16 protein-coding genes are annotated in these 17,785 nt (G+C 61.4%); 9 read left to right on the forward strand and 7 right to left on the reverse strand.

Going from position 1 to position 17,785, the window contains the following annotated elements:
• Positions 1-2: 2 nt before the first annotated feature.
• The 6 genes from J3364_RS09405 to tkt form a co-directional block, all read right to left on the reverse strand.
• Complete coding sequence (locus J3364_RS09405; protein WP_123635072.1) at positions 3-341, reverse strand: chaperone modulator CbpM; 339 nt, start codon at positions 339-341, stop codon at positions 3-5.
• A 10-nt stretch (positions 342-351) separates the two neighbouring features.
• Positions 352-1,308 carry a DnaJ C-terminal domain-containing protein gene (locus J3364_RS09410; protein WP_349558116.1) on the reverse strand — a complete coding sequence of 319 codons (957 nt, stop codon included), beginning with the start codon at positions 1,306-1,308 and terminating at the stop codon, positions 352-354.
• 219 nt (positions 1,309-1,527) lie between these two features.
• The gene (fba, locus tag J3364_RS09415; protein WP_123635070.1) at positions 1,528-2,592 is read right to left on the reverse strand and encodes a class II fructose-bisphosphate aldolase; all 1,065 of its coding nucleotides are present in this window, start codon (positions 2,590-2,592) and stop codon (positions 1,528-1,530) included.
• Between the two features lie 31 nt (positions 2,593-2,623).
• A complete protein-coding gene (locus J3364_RS09420) occupies positions 2,624-3,784 on the reverse strand; it encodes a phosphoglycerate kinase (protein ID WP_349558117.1) in 1,161 nt (386 codons plus the stop codon).
• Positions 3,785-3,837: 53 nt separating this feature from the next.
• On the reverse strand, positions 3,838-4,866 hold the full coding sequence (gene gap / locus J3364_RS09425; protein WP_349558118.1) for a type I glyceraldehyde-3-phosphate dehydrogenase: 1,029 nt from the start codon (positions 4,864-4,866) through the stop codon (positions 3,838-3,840).
• Between the two features lie 103 nt (positions 4,867-4,969).
• Positions 4,970-6,970: a transketolase gene (gene tkt, locus J3364_RS09430; protein WP_349558119.1), complete on the reverse strand. Its 2,001-nt coding sequence runs from the start codon at positions 6,968-6,970 to the stop codon at positions 4,970-4,972.
• A 372-nt stretch (positions 6,971-7,342) separates the two neighbouring features.
• Between tkt and J3364_RS09435 the strand changes: the two genes are divergently transcribed.
• The 7 genes from J3364_RS09435 to J3364_RS09465 all read left to right on the forward strand — a co-directional run bounded on the left by J3364_RS09435 (position 7,343) and on the right by J3364_RS09465 (position 14,694).
• Positions 7,343-8,347 carry an ArsR/SmtB family transcription factor gene (locus J3364_RS09435; RefSeq protein WP_349558120.1) on the forward strand — a complete coding sequence of 335 codons (1,005 nt, stop codon included), beginning with the start codon at positions 7,343-7,345 and terminating at the stop codon, positions 8,345-8,347.
• A gap of 94 nt (positions 8,348-8,441) precedes the next feature.
• Complete coding sequence (metK, locus tag J3364_RS09440) at positions 8,442-9,632, forward strand: methionine adenosyltransferase (protein WP_123635065.1); 1,191 nt, start codon at positions 8,442-8,444, stop codon at positions 9,630-9,632.
• 206 nt (positions 9,633-9,838) lie between these two features.
• Positions 9,839-11,233, forward strand: coding sequence for an adenosylhomocysteinase (gene ahcY, locus J3364_RS09445; RefSeq protein WP_349558121.1), 1,395 nt, complete (start codon positions 9,839-9,841; stop codon positions 11,231-11,233).
• A gap of 97 nt (positions 11,234-11,330) precedes the next feature.
• On the forward strand, positions 11,331-12,200 hold the full coding sequence (metF, locus tag J3364_RS09450) for a methylenetetrahydrofolate reductase [NAD(P)H] (protein ID WP_349558122.1): 870 nt from the start codon (positions 11,331-11,333) through the stop codon (positions 12,198-12,200).
• Between the two features lie 232 nt (positions 12,201-12,432).
• Positions 12,433-13,191, forward strand: coding sequence for a transporter substrate-binding domain-containing protein (locus tag J3364_RS09455; RefSeq protein ID WP_349558123.1), 759 nt, complete (start codon positions 12,433-12,435; stop codon positions 13,189-13,191).
• 72 nt (positions 13,192-13,263) lie between these two features.
• Positions 13,264-13,935, forward strand: a complete 672-nt coding sequence (locus tag J3364_RS09460) for an amino acid ABC transporter permease (protein WP_123635061.1) — start codon at positions 13,264-13,266, stop codon at positions 13,933-13,935.
• Between the two features lie 12 nt (positions 13,936-13,947).
• Positions 13,948-14,694 (forward strand): amino acid ABC transporter ATP-binding protein, encoded by a 747-nt coding sequence (locus J3364_RS09465; RefSeq protein ID WP_123635060.1) that lies wholly within the window; start codon positions 13,948-13,950, stop codon positions 14,692-14,694.
• 213 nt (positions 14,695-14,907) lie between these two features.
• Here the strand turns inward: J3364_RS09465 and J3364_RS09470 are convergent, their stop codons facing one another.
• Positions 14,908-15,399 (reverse strand): DUF2505 domain-containing protein, encoded by a 492-nt coding sequence (locus J3364_RS09470; protein WP_349558124.1) that lies wholly within the window; start codon positions 15,397-15,399, stop codon positions 14,908-14,910.
• A gap of 241 nt (positions 15,400-15,640) precedes the next feature.
• Between J3364_RS09470 and J3364_RS09475 the strand changes: the two genes are divergently transcribed.
• Both J3364_RS09475 and J3364_RS09480 read left to right on the forward strand, forming a co-directional pair.
• Positions 15,641-16,990, forward strand: a complete 1,350-nt coding sequence (locus J3364_RS09475) for an adenosylmethionine--8-amino-7-oxononanoate transaminase (protein WP_349558125.1) — start codon at positions 15,641-15,643, stop codon at positions 16,988-16,990.
• Between the two features lie 10 nt (positions 16,991-17,000).
• Positions 17,001-17,744 carry a 16S rRNA (uracil(1498)-N(3))-methyltransferase gene (locus J3364_RS09480; protein WP_349558126.1) on the forward strand — a complete coding sequence of 248 codons (744 nt, stop codon included), beginning with the start codon at positions 17,001-17,003 and terminating at the stop codon, positions 17,742-17,744.
• Positions 17,745-17,785: the final 41 nt, after the last annotated feature.

Below are 17,785 nucleotides of genomic sequence, written 5' to 3' on the forward strand. Positions count from 1 at the left end.
GGTCAGTCTTCCATAAACTGACGCAGCTGCTGGTTCAGTCGGGCCACCTCCCGGCGCAGCTGCTCGACATCGTCCAGCAGATCCAGGGACATGGCCAGGCCCGGCACGTTCAGTTTCAGGTCCCGTTGCAAGCGTTGGGCCTTGCGCAGGCGGGCCAGCGCCATGGCATCGAACGCCCAGGTGCTGGCCGGACCTTCGTCGATGGGCGCAATCACCCCGTAGTTCACCAGTTTCACCACAAACTCCGCATGCACATCGCTGCGCTCGCATACTTCCCGCAGCGTAAACCGGGTGCGCTGGTCGAGTATTTCCACCTGATAGCTTGTTTCGGTCTTCACAATCGATGCTCCGTTACACTTTCAGATGGGCGCGGGGATTGAATCCCTTCTCCGCCTCAGCCAGTTGCTTGTAGAGGGCTTCGCTGTCGTCGGTGTGCTTGTGCGGCACGGCGATCTGCAGCACCACGATCTGGTCGCCGGCCGTCTTGCCGGGCAGCCCCTTGCCTTTCAGACGCAGCTTCTTACCCGCGGTGGCGCCCTTGGGCACTTTGACCTTCACCTTGCCGCCGAGTGTCGGCACCGTGACCTCCGCTCCCAGCGCCGCCTCCCAGGGCGTCACCGGCAGCTTCATGATCAAATCACGCCCTTCGACGGTAAACACCGGATGGGGTGCCAGCTCCACCTCAATGAACAGGTCGCCCGGCTCGCCGCCGCCAAATCCCGGTGCCCCCTGGCCTTTCAGGCGAATGTGCTGCCCCTGTGACATGCCGGCCGGGATCTTCACCTTCAGGGTCTTGTTTCGTCGCAACGGCATACCCTGCTTGTCGGCCTCAGTGACGTCGAAGCTCACCTGCTTTTCGCAGCCGTTGTAGGCCTCTTCAAGGAACAGGGCCAGCCTGGCATGAACGTCCTCGCCGCGCATGCGCACGTTCTGGCGGAATCCGCCAAAGCCGCTATGACGACCGCCGCCGCCAAAGATGGACTCAAAGAAATCGCTGAACTGGCCGGCATCGGCTTCGGTGTAACCGCCACCGCCAAAGCGGGACGAGCTCTGCCAGCCGGGCGGCGGTTCGAAATGATCGCCGCGCCCGGCGCCGTATTTGCGCAGCTGGTCGTATTCCTCGCGCTTCTCCGGATCCTTCAGCACCTCGTAGGCTTCGCCGACGTCCTTGAACTTGTCCTCGGCCTTGTCCTCTTTGCTGATGTCGGGATGATACTTGCGCGCCAGCTTGCGGTAGGCCTTCTTGATCTCATCGGGCGACGCGTCTTCTTTGACGCCCAATGTCGCGTAGTAGTCCTTGAATTCCATACTGGATTCGCACCCTCCGGATGAGTCTGCGCTTACCTCATGCAAGCGTAGTCGATTTGTTTATTGATCAATAATTGTTCCGAATCAGCGGAATACAAGTATCGGCGCAAGAGGATTTGTACGCATAGGGGGCGGGATTGATGCGGGTCAATGAATCAGCAAAGAAAAAGCCCCGGGGCCGTGAAGCGCCCGGGGCTTTCAGTCATCGCAACGGGAGGATCAATTCACCTTCGGATCCAGCTCACCGCGCTCGTAGCGCCCGAACATCTCTTCCAGGTTGATCGCCTTGATCTTGCTGGCGTTGCCGGCAGTGCCGAAGGCTTCGTAGCGGGCCATGCAGATTTCGCTCATGGCCTTCACGGATTCCTTCAGGTATTTGCGCGGATCGAACTCGGCGGTGTTCTGGGCCAGGAAGCGACGGATCGCACCGGTGGACGCCAGACGCAGGTCGGTGTCGATGTTGACCTTGCGCACGCCGTGCTTGATACCTTCGACGATTTCCTCAACCGGCACACCGTAGGTTTCCGGGATCTCGCCGCCGAACTCATTGATGATCTGCAGCCAGTCCTGGGGCACGGAGCTGGAGCCGTGCATGACCAGGTGCGTGTCCGGGATGCGGGCGTGGATCTTCTTGATCTGGTCGATCGCCAGGATGTCACCGGTGGGCGGACGGGTGAACTTGTAGGCGCCGTGGCTGGTGCCGATGGCGATGGCCAGGGCGTCCACGTGGGTTTTCTTGACGAAGTCCGCGGCTTCTTCCGGATCGGTCAGCATCTGGCTGTGATCCAGGGTGCCTTCCGCGCCGATGCCGTCTTCCTCGCCGGCCTGACCGGTTTCCAGGGAGCCCAGGCAACCCAGCTCGCCTTCCACGGACACGCCACAGGCGTGGGCCATTTCCACGGTACGACGGGTGACGTCGACGTTGTACTCGTAGTCGGTCGGGGTCTTTCCATCTTCACCGAGGGAGCCGTCCATCATCACGGAGCTGAAGCCCAGTTGGATGGAGCGCTGGCACACGGACGGGCTGGTGCCGTGGTCCTGGTGCATGACCACCGGGATGTGCGGGAACTCTTCCACCGCCGCCAGGATCAGGTGGCGCAGGAACGGTGCACCGGCGTACTTGCGTGCACCGGCAGAGGCCTGGACGATGACCGGGGAATCGGTCTTGTCCGCCGCTTCCATGATGGCGCGCATCTGTTCCAGGTTGTTCACGTTGAAAGCCGGCACGCCATAGCCGTACTCGGCGGCGTGGTCCAAAAGCTGGCGCATTGAAATCAGGGCCATTGGATAAATCTCCTCGAAAAATGGATTCGGATTACGCGCCGCGCTCTTCCAGTACCGCGACGGCGGGCAATGTCTTGCCTTCCACGAACTCCAGGAAGGCGCCACCGCCCGTCGATATATAGGAAATCTTGTCACTCACGCCGTACTTGTCAACGGCCGCCACGGTGTCGCCACCGCCGGCCAGTGAGAAGGCGTCGCTCTGGGCAATGGCGTTGGCCAGGGCCTTGGTGCCCTCACCGAACTGGTCGAATTCGAAGACACCGACCGGGCCATTCCATAGAATCGTGTTGGCGGACTTCAGCAGCTCCGCAAAGTGCGCTGCCGTTTTCGGGCCGACGTCCAGGATCATGTCGCCTTCACCCACCTCGTCGATGGACTTGGTGATGGCCTCAGCGTCCTCGGCAAACTCGCCGGCAACCACCACGTCTTCCGGCAGCGGGATCTTCACGCGGCTGGCGATGTCCTTGGCGGTGTCGATCAGGTCGTGCTCACACAGGGATTTGCCCACCGGATGACCGGCCGCCGCCAGGAAGGTATTGGCAATGCCGCCGCCGACGATGATCTGGTCGCAGATTTTGGACAGGGCGTTGAGCACGTCCAGTTTGGTGGAGACCTTGGAGCCCCCGACAATCGCCACCACCGGCGACTTCGGCGTTTCCAGCGCCTTGGTCAAAGCTTCAAGCTCCGCCGCCAGCAGCGGGCCGGCACAGGCTTCGGGTGCGAATTTCGCCACACCGTGGGTGGACGCCTGGGCGCGGTGCGCGGTACCGAACGCGTCCATCACGTAGACGTCGCAAAGCGCGGCATACTGTTTCGACAGAGCCTCGTCGTCTTTCTTTTCGCCCTTATTGAAGCGAACGTTCTCGAACAGGACCACTTCGCCGTCCGCAACCTCAACGCCGTCCAGGTAGTCCTTGATCAGGCGCACCGGCTGACCCAGCAGGGTGCCCAGATGCTCCGCGACCGGCTTCATGGACGACGCCTCGTCATAGACGCCTTCTTCCGGCCGCCCCAGGTGGGACATCAGCATGACTTTGGCACCGGCTTCCAGCGCCGCCTTGATGGTCGGCAGGGACGCGCGGATACGGGCATCGCTGCTCACCTTGCCGTCTTTGACCGGGACGTTCAGGTCTTCACGGATCAGGACGCGTTTTCCGGCGAGATCCAGCTCGGTCATTTTCTTGATCGTCATGAAACTTTCCTTTTTTCAAAGCGTTGATAAAGGCGTCAAAACGTTTTTAGTGGTTATCGGGATTCGACGAATCGGGACAGCCAGCTGCGGCTGACATCCAGCATGCGGTTGGCAAAACCCCATTCGTTATCGAACCAGCACAGAACCTTCACCATGCGACCGCCACTGACCCGGGTCTGGCCGCCGTCGACGATGACAGAGCGCGGATCATGGTTGAAATCGGCACTGGCCAGGGGCTCGTCGGTGTAGCCAACAATGCCGTCCAGCGAGCCTTTTGCGGCCTCCCGGATGATCCGGTTGACGGTCGCCACATCGGTGTTTTCGGAGACGTTCACAGTCATGTCGATAGCGGACACATTCAGGGTCGGTACCCGCATCGCCACCGCACTGAAGCGGTCTTTCATCTTGGGCAGCAAGCGCTCAATGCCGCGCGCCAGACCGGTATCCACCGGCACGATGTTGTGCAGGGCACTGCGGGTGCGCCGCAGGTCATTGTGGTGGTAGGCATCAATCACCGGCTGGTCGTTCATGGCCGCGTGGATGGTGGTGATGGCCCCCTGCTCCACTCCGAACGCGTCATCCAGCGCCTTGATCACCGGCACCACGCAATTGGTCGTGCAGGAGGCGTTGGAGACAATGCGGTCGTCCGAGGTCAGATCCTGCTCGTTGATGCCATACACCACCGTGCGGTCCACGTCGGGTTCCGCAGGTTGGGAAAACAGCAATCGCGGCGCGCCGGCGTCCAGGTGATGCTGGGCTGTCGCGCGATCACTGAACGCACCGGTGCATTCCAGCACCAGATCCACATCCAATGACGACCAGGGCAACTCCGCGGGCTGGCTGGCCCGCAGGACCTGGATCTCGTCGCCGTTGACCACCAGGCCGGTCCCGTTGCTGGTAACGTCCCCGCGGAATCGGCCGTGGGTCGAGTCGTAGCGGGTCAGGTGGGCAATGGTTTCGAGATCGGACAGTTCATTAATGGCGACCACCTGCAGCGCATCACGATAGCCGTTTTCATAAAGGGCCCGCAGAACACACTGGCCGATGCGGCCGTAGCCATTAATTGCCAGACGATATGCCATGACGTAGTGGCGTCTCCCGGATGAAAAAATACAGTCGAAGGGCAACCCAACGACTGTATTTTACTTGAATCGTAACGATGATTTTTAACTGAATCGTGACGACTTAGTTATCCAGCAGGTCCTGGGCCACGGCAACCACGTTGTCGACCGTGAAGCCGAAGAACTTGAACAGGTCACCGGCCGGTGCGGACTCGCCAAAGCTGCTCATGCCGACGATGCGACCGTCCAGGCCGACGTACTTGTACCAGTAGTCCTCAGCCGCCGCCTCGATGGCGATACGGTTGGTGACATCCAGCGGCAGTACCTGCTGCTTGTACTTGGCATCCTGGGCTTCGAACACTTCGGCGGACGGCATGGACACAACGCGGACTTTCTGGCCCTGCTCACGCAGTTGCGCCGCGGCGTCCTGGGCCAGGCCGACTTCAGAGCCGGTGGCGATCAGGATCAGGTCCGGCGTGCCGTCACTGTCGGACAGGACGTAGGCACCCTTGGCGATATCCGCCAGCTGCGCCGCCGTACGATCCTGATGCGGCAGCCCCTGGCGGGAGAAGACCAGCGAGGACGGGCCATCGTTGCGCTCCAGCGCGGCTTTCCAGGCCACCGCGGATTCGACCGCATCGGCCGGACGCCAGACGTGCATGTTCGGGGTCACCCGCAGGGTGGCCAGTTGTTCAATCGGCTGGTGGGTCGGGCCGTCTTCGCCCAGACCGATGGAGTCGTGGGTGAACACGAAGATGGAACGCTGCTTCATCAGCGCCGCCATGCGCACGGCATTGCGACAGTATTCCATGAAGATCAGGAAGGTCGCGCCGTAAGGAACAAAACCGCCGTGCAGGGCGATGCCGTTCATGATGGCGGCCATGCCAAACTCGCGCACCCCGTAATAAAGGTAGTTGCCGCTGGCGTCTTCCTTGTTGATGCCTTTGCTGCCGTTCCAGATGGTCAGGTTGGAACCGGCCAGGTCGGCGGAGCCGCCCAGCAGTTCCGGCAACATCGGGCCGAACGCGTTCAACGTGTTCTGGGAAGCTTTACGGCTGGCAACGGTTTCGCCCTTGGCCTGCAGCTCGTTGATGTAGGCGTCCGCTTTCTCGGAGAAGTCCGCCGGCAGATCACCTTTCACGCGGCGTTCGAATTCGGCGGCCAGCTCCGGGTGCGCGCTCTTGTAGGCGGCGAAGGTTTCGTTCCAGCTCTTCTGGGCTGCGGCGCCCTTTTCGCGAGCGTCCCAGGCGGCGTAGATGTCGTCCGGGATCTCGAACGCCGGGTGGTTCCAGCCCAGGTTCTCACGGGTGGCGACGATTTCGTCTTCACCCAGAGCGGCGCCGTGGCAGCTCTCGGTGCCCTGCTTGTTGGGTGCGCCGAAACCGATGATGGTCTTGCAGCAGATCAGCGTGGGCTGATCGGTGTTGGCGCGAGCGTCTTCGATGGCGCGGCGGACTTCTTCCGCGTTGTGGCCATCGACGTCCGGAATCACATGCCAGCCGTAGGCATTGAAACGCTTGGGCGTGTCGTCGGTGAACCAGCCGTCCACTTCACCGTCGATGGAAATGCCGTTGTCGTCGTAGAACATGATCAGCTTGCCCAGACCCAGCGTACCGGCCAGCGAGCAGACTTCATGGGAGATGCCTTCCATCAGGCAGCCGTCGCCCAGAAACGCGTAGGTGTAGTGATCGACGATGTTGTGACCGTCACGGTTGAACTGGGCGGCCAGCGCCTTTTCCGCAACAGCGAAACCGACCGCGTTGGCAATACCCTGGCCCAGCGGACCCGTGGTGGTTTCAACGCCCGGCGTGTAGCCGTATTCCGGGTGCCCCGGCGTCTTGCTGTGCAGTTGGCGGAAGTTCTTCAGGTCGTCGATGGAAAGATCGTAGCCGCTCAGGTGCAGCAGGGAGTACTGCAGCATGGAGCCGTGGCCGTTGGACAGAACGAAGCGGTCCCGGTTGGCCCAGTGCGGGTCGGTCGGGTTATGGCTCAGGTAATCGTTCCAGAGCACTTCGGCAATATCTGCCATGCCCATGGGGGCACCGGGGTGGCCGGATTTGGCCTTCTGGACCGCATCCATGCTGAGTGCGCGGATGGCGTTGGCAAGATCTTTACGGGACGGCATTCAATTATCTCCAGGGTATACAACGGCTTTCAAAGCGGACTCCAGCACGGCGTTGGCCGCACCGGAACCCGGGCCCGAAATCTAGAAGGCGCATATTTTCGCCGATTAGGCAGGCAATGGGCAAATGCATCCCCGGGAAATTCCGGGAAAGATTCAAACGCCGCATAAAGGAGTTTGCCAAGGTTGGCATCGAAGTCTCGGAAAGCTTTGGAAATAGGCCTGCCTGGAGGCTGAAAAGAAACACACAACCGGATCTCCAGCGGCAATCTGAAGATGTTGGCTGAGGCCAATCCCTCACCCCCTCGAGACCTATATCAAAATTTTTTGATATAATTATTGATCCTATTTTGAACAGCACCTAAACTGCACCCCATGAACAGTATCGCCCCCCTCTCCGCCGACCAGCCGGCTGCGCTGGATGTATTGGCGCCGGTTCTCAAGGCCAGCGGCGATCCGTTGCGCCTGGAGATTCTGCGGGTACTGCAGCGGGATACGTTCGGGGTACTGGAACTCAGCCGCATCTTCGAGATGCGCCAGTCCGGCATGAGCCATCACCTCAAGGTGCTGAGCCAGGCGGGTCTGCTGGAGCCGCAGCGGGAAGGCAACGCGATTTTCTACCGGCGGCCGCTACGCTCCAATGTGGAGTCCCTGGCCGATCGCGCGGTGCATCAGGTGTTCGAACTGGTGGACCAGGTGGTATTGCCCATTCATTTGAGCGAACGCATCCAGGAAATCCGCGACCAGCGGGCGGATCAGTCCCAGGCCTTCTTTGCCCGGCATGCCGAACAATTCCGGGAGCAGCAGGAGTTGATTGCGGCGTTTGACCAGTATGCCGAGCCTGTGACCGGTCTGATCGAGCAAAAGGCCGGCGGACAGCGCTGGCAGACCAGCCTGGAAATCGGCCCCGGGGAAGGCGCCTTCCTGACGGAGTTGAGCCGGGTCAGCGAGCAGGTGGTGGCGGTGGATAATTCCCGCGACATGCTGTCCAAGGCGCAAGCCAGTTGCGACGACGCCGGCCTGGGCAATGTGGTGCTGATCGAAGGGACAGCCGACCGCCTTCGGTCAACACACACCGGCGGCTTCGACCTGGTGGTTGCGAACATGGTGCTCCACCACGTCCCGAGTCCGGCGGACATTTTCGTGGACGCGGCGGCGCTGATGCGCGATGGCGGTTATCTCGTCATCAGTGATCTGTGCAGCCACGACCAGAACTGGGCCAAGGCCAATTGTGGCGATCTCTGGCTGGGTTTCGAGCCCGAAGAGCTGAGCGCCTGGGCCCGTGATGCCGGTCTGGAGACCGGTGAAACCCTGTTTATCGGATTAAGAAACGGTTTCCAGATTCAGGTTCGTGAATTCCGGAAACCGGAAAGCCAGTGATGGCGCAACCTTCAACCACACGTGGTTTAAACCCTTTGTTTCATCAACATGTTGCGGCGCGATAAGCCGCCTGAACAAAAAGGAATTCGCAAGCATGTCTGACTACAGCATCTTCACGTCCGAGTCCGTGTCCGAAGGCCATCCGGACAAGCTGGCCGACCAGATTTCCGATGCGGTTCTGGACGCCATCCTGACCGAAGATCCCAACGCCCGCGTGGCGTGTGAAACCATGGTCAAGACCGGCGTGGCGATCGTCGGCGGCGAGATCACCACCTCCGCCTGGGTCGACCTGGAAGATCTGGTGCGCTCGGTGATCAAGGACATCGGCTATACCTCTTCCGACGTCGGCTTCGACGGCGACACCTGTGGTGTGATCAACATCATCGGCAAGCAGTCCGTCGACATCGCGCAGGGCGTCGACCGCCAGAAGCCGGAAGACCAGGGCGCCGGCGACCAGGGCCTGATGTTCGGCTACGCCAGCAACGAAACTGACGTGCTGATGCCGGCGCCGATCTGTTACGCCCACCGTCTGGTGGAGCGCCAGGCCGAAGCGCGCAAGAACGGCCTGCTGCCGTGGCTGCGTCCGGATGCCAAGAGCCAGGTCACCTGCCGCTACGAGAACGGCCGCGTGACCGGCATCGATGCCGTGGTCCTGTCCACCCAACACGACCCGAACGTCAGCCAGGCGGACCTGAAAGACGCGGTGATGGAGCTGATCGTCAAGCACGTGCTGCCGGCCGAGCTGCTGCACGCGGACACCAAGTTCCACATCAACCCGACCGGCAAGTTCGTGATCGGCGGCCCGGTGGGCGACTGTGGCCTGACCGGCCGCAAGATCATCGTCGATACCTACGGCGGCATGGCCCGTCACGGTGGTGGCGCGTTCTCCGGCAAGGACCCGTCCAAGGTCGACCGTTCCGCCGCTTACGCCGGCCGTTACGTGGCCAAGAACATCGTCGCTGCGGGCCTGGCGGATCGTTGTGAAATCCAGGTCTCCTACGCCATCGGCGTGGCCGAGCCGACCTCCATCTCCATCAACACCTTCGGCACAGGCAAGATCGCGGAAGACAAGATTGTCCAGCTGGTCCGCCAGCACTTTGACCTGCGTCCGTATGCGATCACCCGCATGCTGGACCTGCTGCACCCGATGTACCGCGCGACGGCGGCCTACGGCCACTTTGGTCGCGAGCCGTTCGAGATGACCGTCGGCGGCAAGACCTTCACCGCCTTCCCGTGGGAGAAGACGGACAAGGCCGCCGCGCTGAAGGATGCCGCGGGTATCTGATTCCCGGCGCTTTAGCCACACCCTGTTAAAGCCCCTCGCCCCTTGCGTGAGAGGGGTTTGGGGAGAGGGGGTAGCAGGCCACTCTGCCGTTCGAATCACCCCCTCTCCCCCGGCCCCTCTCCCTCCAGGGGAGAGGGGAGCAAATAGTGAATCATCGCGTTGCGGCGAATGTCGCGGCAACGTCACCAGAACCAGGAGCACAGACAATGAGCACACCGGCTGAACAACTGAATACAAACCAGGACTACAAGGTCCGTGACATCTCCCTGGCCGAATGGGGCCGCAAGGAAATCATGATCGCCGAGAGCGAGATGCCGGCGCTGATGGCCCTGCGCAACAAGTACAAGGGCGAGCAGCCGCTGGCCGGCGCCAAGATCATGGGCTGTATCCACATGACCATCCAGACTGCCGTATTGATCGAGACGCTGGTGGCGTTGGGTGCCGAGGTTCGCTGGTCTTCCTGCAACATTTTCTCCACCCAGGATCACGCCGCGGCGGCCATCGCAGCGCAGGGTATCCCGGTCTTTGCCTGGAAAGGCGAAACCGATGAGGAATACGACTGGTGTCTCGAGCGCACCGTCGGTGCAGACGTGGACGGCTGGGAGCCGAACATGATCCTGGACGACGGCGGTGACCTGACGGCCCTGCTCCACGAGAAATACGCCGATATCCTGGCCAACTGCCACGGCGTTACCGAGGAGACCACCACCGGCGTTCACCGCCTGCAGGAAATGCTGCGCGAAGGCACCCTGAAAGTGCCGGCGATCAACGTCAACGACGCCATCACCAAATCCAAGAACGACAACAAGTACGGTTGTCGTCACAGCCTGAACGATGCCATCAAGCGCGCGACCGACCACCTGATGTCCGGCAAGAAGGCGCTGGTCATCGGTTACGGCGACGTCGGTAAAGGCTCAGCCGCTTCCCTGCGCCAGGAAGGTATGATCGTGAAGGTCACCGAGGCCGACCCGATCTGCGCCATGCAGGCGTGCATGGACGGCTTTGAAGTCGTCTCTCCTTACGTCGACGGCATCAACACAGGCACCGAGGCCGCCATCAACCGCGACCTGCTGCAGAACACCGACCTGCTGGTCACGACCACCGGTAACGTCAACGTCTGCGACGCCAACATGCTGAAGAACATCAAGGCGGGCGCCGTGGTCTGCAACATCGGCCACTTCGACAACGAGATCGACACCGCCTACATGCGCAAGAACTGGGAGTGGGAGGAGATCAAGCCGCAGGTGCACCTGATCCACCGTGACAAGGCCGCCGGCGACTACCTGATCCTGCTGTCCGAAGGCCGCCTGGTGAACCTGGGCAACGCCACCGGTCACCCGTCCCGGATCATGGACGGCTCCTTCGCCAACCAGGTTCTGGCGCAGATGTACCTGTTCGAGCGTCGTTTTGCCGATCTGCCGGAAGACGCCCGTGCGAAAGGCGTTTACGTCCAGGTCCTGCCCAAGCACCTCGACGAGGAAGTGGCCCGCGCCATGGTGGAAGGCTTCGGTGGCACCATCACCAAGCTGACGCCGCAACAGGCCAAGTACATCGGCGTTGATGTGGAAGGCCCGTACAAGCCGGATTCCTACAAGTACTGATCCGGTCCCACGGAGTGCGGGTGCTGCGGCGCCCGCCTGCCCAACAGTGAAGTACGGCGCGGCTGCACGGCCGCGCCGACAGTGACAGAGCAATCCCATGGAATCCCAGAAACAGTTCAAGCGACGCTTCAGCTTCGAGTTCTTCCCGCCCAAGACGGATCAGGGCAAGGAAAAACTCCAGGTCGTCCGCGACAAGCTGGCCGAAGCGAATCCCGACTTCTTCTCCGTAACCTTTGGCGCCGGCGGCTCGACTCGCGACCGCACCATCGACACCGTGCTCAGCCTGCATAAACAGGGCATCTCCACCGCTCCGCACCTGTCCTGCGTGGGCGGTTCCCGCGAGAGCATTGCCGAGCTGCTGGACCTGTACAAGGACAACGGCATCAACCGAATCGTCGCCCTGCGCGGTGACCTGCCCTCGGGCATGGGGGCAGCCGGCGAACTGCGCTACGCCAACGAACTGGTGAGCTTCATTCGCGAGCATTCCGGCGACGCCTTCAACATCGAAGTGGCCGCCTACCCGGAGTTTCACCCCCAGGCGCGCAGTGCCGAGGAAGACCTGAAAAACTTCGCCCGCAAGGTGGAAGCCGGCGCCAACAGTGCCATCACCCAGTACTTCTTCAACGCCGACAGCTATTTCTACTTCATCGATCGGCTGGAGAAGATGGGCATCACCATTCCGGTCGTGCCGGGCATCATGCCCATCGTCAACTACACCAACCTGGCGCGCTTCTCGGAGATGTGCGGGGCCGAAATTCCCCGCTGGATCCGCAAACAGCTGGAAGCCTACGGCGACGACAGCGAGAGCATCCGCCAGTTCGGCGAGGAAATCGTCACGCGCATGTGTGAGAAGCTGCTGGACGCAGGCGCTCCCGGCCTGCACTTCTACACGCTGAACCAGGCCAACGCCAGTGTGAGCATCTGGAACAATCTGGGCCTGGCCCAGCGCGACAAGATCGCGTTCTGATCGTCGCTATCCTGCGCCCGGCCGGGCCTCCATGGCCGGGCAATTTTCCTGCCAGAAAACCGTCAATACGACTTCAGTCGATGTCTTCAAAATTGACTTTCCATACCCTTTGCCGCCATGGTCTAAACTATTCTGATTGGGAGAAATCCCCGTCCATCGCGAGACTTGCGGTCTCGTGACGTCGTTGCCAAAAGCAGAATCAGATACCCAAAAAAAGAAACCAGGAGGAACTATGAGCGCCAAATGGCTGAAGACCGTGAGTGCGACCCTCGCCCTGACCCTGGGCACCACAATGGTCAGCGCAGAGACCCTGCGCGCCGTGACCGACCCGAGCTTCGTCCCGTTCGAGATGATGGACCAGGATTCCGGCAAAATGGTCGGCTTCGACATGGACATCCTCGCTGAAGTCGCCAAGCGCGCGGGCTTCGACTACAAACTCAACACCATGGATTTCAACGGCATTATCCCGGCCCTGCAGACCGGTAACGTGGATATTGCCCTGGCCGGCATCACCATCACGAAAGAGCGGGAAGAGATCGTCGACTTCTCTGACCCGTACTACGATTCCGGTCTGCGCCTGCTGATCAAGAAAGGCGACGATTCCATCAAGACCGTCGACGACCTGGAAGGCAAGAAGGTCGGCACCAAGATCGGCAGCACCAGCTACGACTACCTGACCAAGAACATCGATGACGACGACGGTGTGACGCCGTATCCCGGCAGTGCCGACATGTACATGGCCCTGATGTCCGGCAGCGTCGACGCGGTGTTCTACGATGCCCCGAACGTGGGTTACTTCGCCCGCACCAAGGGCAAGGATCGCGTGACCACCGTTGGTCCGCTGTACGAAGGCCAGCAGTACGGCATCGCCCTGAAGAGTGGCAGCAAGTGGCTGGGCAAGGTCAACGACGCCCTGGCCAGCATGAAGGAAGACGGTACTTACAAGGACATCTACGAGAAGTGGTTCGGCCCGATGCCGGAGGACCAGTAAATCCAATGAAAACAGCGCAGGGTACCTCGCGGTACCCTGCGTTTTTTTGTTTAGACACTGGAGAAACGAACCGTGGCATCCGGCTTTGAATTCGATTGGAGCGCCGCCTTTGGCTCGGTGCCCTATCTGCTTAAAGGCATCCCCTATACCCTGCTGATCTCCTTTGGCGGCCTGCTGATCGGCTTCCTCATCGGGATCTTCATGGGTCTGGCCAGCCTCAGCCGCAACCGCCTGTTGCGCTGGCCCGCGACCGCCTACATCGAGATTTTCCGGGGCACCCCGATTCTCGTACAGGTCCTGTTCATCTTCTACGGTCTGCCGGACATCGTCGGCGGCCCGATCAACGCGCTCACCGCGGGCATCGCGGCGATTGCGCTGAACTCCGGCGCCTATATTTCCGAAGTGGTCCGCGGTGGCGTTCAGTCCATCGACAAGGGCCAGACGGAAGCCGGCGTATCGCTCGGCCTGTCCCGCTCGCAGACCTTCTGGTCCGTGGTCTGGCCGCAGGCCCTGCGTCGCATGATTCCGCCGCTGGGCAACCAGGCGATTGTCAGCATCAAGGACACGTCCCTGTTCTCCGTCATCGGTGTGGGCGAACTGGTCCGTCAGGGCCAGATCTACATCGCGACCACCTTCACCGCGTTCGAGGTGTATTTCATGGTGGCCCTGCTGTACCTCGCCATCACCCTGACCCTGTCGTTCCTGCTGCGCTTTGCCGAGCGTCGCGGACTGGCATCGAGCTGACGGAGGCTGACCATGGAAAAGATCGTGCGCATGCAGCGCCTGAACAAGTATTTCGGCGATCACCATGTCCTCAAGGACATCGACCTGGAGGTCCAGTCCGGCGAAGTGGTCGTGATCATCGGCGCCAGTGGCTCCGGCAAGTCGACGCTGATCCGCTGCGTCAACGGCCTGGAAGAGTATGAGTCCGGCGAACTGGTGGTGGATCAGCAACCGCTGGAGCCCAAGGGGGGCAACCAGAAGTCCCTCGCAGCCATCCGCAAGGAAGTCGGCATGGTGTTCCAGCAGTTCAATCTGTTCCCGCATCTGACGGTGAAAGAGAACATCATGCTGGCGCCGATGAAGGTGAAGAGCACCGACAAGTCCGCCGCGGCCGACATCGCCATGAAACTGCTGGATCGGGTCGGTATCGCCAACCAGGCGGAGAAGTACCCGACCCAGTTGTCTGGCGGCCAGCAGCAGCGGGTGGCGATTGCCCGTGCCCTGGCCATGGAACCGCGCCTGATGCTGTTCGATGAGCCCACCTCGGCCCTGGACCCGGAGATGATCGGCGAAGTACTCGACGTCATGCGGGAACTGGCCAAGGAAGGGATGACCATGATGGTCGTGACCCACGAAATGGGCTTTGCCCGGGAAGTGGCGGACCGCGTCATCTACATCCACGGCGGTCAGATCGTCGAGGAAGGCAAGCCGGAAGCGGTGTTCGACAACCCACAGAACGAACGGACACAGTCGTTCCTGTCTCGGGTATTGAAGCACTGACGGCAGTTTGCCCAGACGACGAAAGGGAGCCATTCGGCTCCCTTTTTTGCTTCAGAGACTCGTAGGTTGGGTTGACGCAGGAAGCCCAACGGAACACTGTCGCCTGCCGCCCAGGGTTGCGACGATATGGGGATTCGCGATGACCTGGGTTGTTGGGCTTCCTGCGTCAGCCCAACCTACGTCTACCAATATACTCTGGAGTGCTCTGTATGCTCAGAGCATGCCCCGCGTGGCGTCGTATTCCTGTTCAATCTTGATGCGGGTATCTTCCACCAGAAACTGAGCGATCTTCTTCCCCAGCAGCGGGATTTCGCAGCGCACGTCCAGCGACACGTGGTTGGTGCAGGCCTCGCCGCCCGCGCCCTTGAGCTGCATATTGCCCTGGATCTTGGCGGGCACGCCATCGATCCTGACTCGGAATTCGCAGTGCCATTCGCCCTGATCTTTGCGGAACCAGTGCTCTTCCTGACGAACGGCGTTCCACTCCCGATGAAAACCGGCCAGGGCACCGGGTACTTTCACCGATGTGGTCATTTCCCGCTCCACCACGATCTTGCCCGCGGTATCGTCACACTTGAGTTCGCGAACCTGAACGTTCCGATGCCCCAGCCGATCGTTCTTTTCCTGAATATGCTGCTCGTCGAAGAAGGCACCCAGCACGGTATCCAGACTCGCATCGTACGGGTGCACTACGTCAAACTTCATGCTGTGTCTCCTGTCTTATCGTTGGTTCCATCTTCCACGACGGCCACGGCCGGGCCATTGGCCGCCGGTGCCTGCGGATGGGGCAGATTGGCCAGCCTCAGCCATATGGGTAATGGCCTGCGCTGGCGCCTACCCCCTCGGCACCCGTATCATTGCGAATCCGAATTTTTCGTTGCCGGGGCCACAACAAACGGGAAAGCTCAAACGCCCCACCCGCCCCGTGCCGTCAGAGGAGAGAACCATGCGCAACGCCGACATCGTCAAGCGGGACCTCAAGACCGTCTGGCACCCCTGCACCCAGATGAAAGATCACGAGAGCCTGCCGCTGATTCCCATCAAGCGCGGCGAAGGCGTCTGGCTGGAAGACTTTGAAGAGAATCGTTATATCGATGCGGTCAGCTCCTGGTGGGTCAACCTGTTCGGCCACGCCAATCCGCGGATCAACGCCGCCATTCGCGAGCAGACCGAGCAACTCGAGCACGCCATGCTGGCCGGCTTCACCCACGAGCCGGTGGTCAATCTCTCCGAACGACTGATCGAAGTCACCCCTGACGGCCTGAGCAAGTGCTTCTATGCGGACAACGGCTCCTCCGCCATCGAAGCCGCGCTCAAGATGAGCTATCACTACTGGCGCAACCACGGCAAACCGGGCAAGAAAAACTTCGTCAACCTGGGCAACAGCTACCACGGTGAAACCCTGGGCGCCCTCGCCCTCGGTGACGTGCCGCTCTACAAGGACACCTACGAACCGCTGCTGATGGAAGTCATCACCGCGCCCTCGCCGGATGCATTCAACCGAGAGGAAGGCGAAAGCTGGGAAGACTATGCCCTGCGCCAGTTCGAGGCGATGGACAAGATTCTGGCCGAACGCCACGATGAGATCTGCGCGGTCGTCGTCGAGCCGCTGATCCAGTGCGCCGGCAACATGCGCATGCACCACGCGATCTACCACACCAAGCTGCGGGAAGCCTGCGACAAGTACGGCGTACACCTGATTGCCGACGAGATCGCCGTGGGCTTCGGCCGTACCGGCACCCTGTTCGCCTGCGAGCAATCCGGCATCACACCGGATTTCATGTGCCTGTCCAAGGGCCTGACGGCGGGCTACCTGCCACTGTCCGTCGTGCTCACGACCGATGACGTCTACGACGCCTTCTACGACGACTACGAGACCATGAAGGCCTTCCTGCATTCCCACAGCTACACCGGCAACCCCATCGGTTGCGCCGTCGCCCTGGCCACGCTGGACATCTTCCGCGACGACAACGTCATCGAGAACAACCGGCGCCTGTCCCAGTGCATGGCCAATTCCGTGGCGCACCTGGCCGATCACCCGCATGTGGGCGACATCCGCCAGCACGGCATGACCATGGCCATCGAAATGGTCAAGGACAAGGCCAGCAAGGCGCCCTTCCCCTGGCAGGAGCGTCGTGGCATCCGGGTCTATCGTCACTCCCTGACCCGCCAGGCGCTGCTGCGGCCACTGGGCAACGTAATCTACTTCATGCCGCCTTACGTGATCACCGAAGAGCAGATCCGGCATCTGGCCCAGGTGGCGACCGAAGGCATCGAGATCGCGACCCAGGACTGAGGTACACGACTTGCGCATCCCTCGTATTTATTCGCCGGTGACCCTGGTCGCCGGCCAGACCGTCGAGCTGGACGCCCACGCCGCCAACCACGTGGGCCGTGTGCTGCGTATGCAGCCAGAGCAGGCCATCGAGCTGTTCAACGGCGATGGCTACGACTACCCGGCGACCCTGACCGATGTCGGTAAGAAATCGGTGCAGGTAAGGGTCGGCGAGCCCGTCGCCAATACGGCCGAATCGCCGCTGCGCGTGCACCTTGGGCAAGTCCTGTCCCGCGGGGATCGTATGGATTACGCCATCCAGAAAAGCGTGGAAATGGGCGTCGACCGCATTACCCCGCTGGTCAGCGAACGCTGCGAGGTCAAGCTCAAGGGCGACCGGGAAGACAAACGCCTGCGCCACTGGCAGCAAGTGGCCATCAGTGCGGCGGAACAATGCGGTCGGGCGATGGTGCCGACCATTGAGCCGGTGATGACGCTGGACGACTGGTTTGTCACGACCGGCGAGGACGACTTGCGACTGGTGCTGCATCACCGCACCGAGCAGTCGCTGACCGGTCTGGCCACACCCACTCGCCTGGCCCTGCTGATCGGGCCGGAAGGCGGGTTGAGCGAGGCGGAAATCGCCGCCGCCGAGCAGGCCGGCTTTATCGCCGCCGCGCTGGGCCCGCGTGTCCTGCGTACGGAAACCGCCCCGGTCGCGGCGCTGTCCATCTGTCATTGGCTCTGGGGCGACGGACAGCAACACCACAGTTGATCAGAAGCTCCCTAATTGCGTTCGATCATGCGGCGCGGCGC

Origin of the sequence: Marinobacter sp. NFXS9 (genome assembly GCF_040148665.1) — a bacterium.
GTDB classification, from domain to species: Bacteria; Pseudomonadota; Gammaproteobacteria; order Pseudomonadales; family Oleiphilaceae; genus Marinobacter_A; species Marinobacter_A mangrovi.

Bases quoted from the DNA above. Each gene is read 5' to 3' on its own strand.
- J3364_RS09410 (WP_349558116.1), bottom strand. From the start codon at position 1,308: ATGGAATTCAAGGACTACTACGCGACATTGGGCGTCAAAGAAGACGCG.
- fba (WP_123635070.1), bottom strand. From the start codon at position 2,592: ATGGCCCTGATTTCAATGCGCCAGCTTTTGGACCACGCCGCCGAGTAC.
- J3364_RS09420 (WP_349558117.1), bottom strand. From the start codon at position 3,784: ATGACGATCAAGAAAATGACCGAGCTGGATCTCGCCGGAAAACGCGTC.
- gap (WP_349558118.1), bottom strand. From the start codon at position 4,866: ATGGCATATCGTCTGGCAATTAATGGCTACGGCCGCATCGGCCAGTGT.
- tkt (WP_349558119.1), bottom strand. From the start codon at position 6,970: ATGCCGTCCCGTAAAGATCTTGCCAACGCCATCCGCGCACTCAGCATG.
- J3364_RS09435 (WP_349558120.1), top strand. From the start codon at position 7,343: ATGAACAGTATCGCCCCCCTCTCCGCCGACCAGCCGGCTGCGCTGGAT.
- metK (WP_123635065.1), top strand. From the start codon at position 8,442: ATGTCTGACTACAGCATCTTCACGTCCGAGTCCGTGTCCGAAGGCCAT.
- ahcY (WP_349558121.1), top strand. From the start codon at position 9,839: ATGAGCACACCGGCTGAACAACTGAATACAAACCAGGACTACAAGGTC.
- metF (WP_349558122.1), top strand. From the start codon at position 11,331: ATGGAATCCCAGAAACAGTTCAAGCGACGCTTCAGCTTCGAGTTCTTC.
- J3364_RS09455 (WP_349558123.1), top strand. From the start codon at position 12,433: ATGAGCGCCAAATGGCTGAAGACCGTGAGTGCGACCCTCGCCCTGACC.
- J3364_RS09465 (WP_123635060.1), top strand. From the start codon at position 13,948: ATGGAAAAGATCGTGCGCATGCAGCGCCTGAACAAGTATTTCGGCGAT.
- J3364_RS09470 (WP_349558124.1), bottom strand. From the start codon at position 15,399: ATGAAGTTTGACGTAGTGCACCCGTACGATGCGAGTCTGGATACCGTG.
- J3364_RS09475 (WP_349558125.1), top strand. From the start codon at position 15,641: ATGCGCAACGCCGACATCGTCAAGCGGGACCTCAAGACCGTCTGGCAC.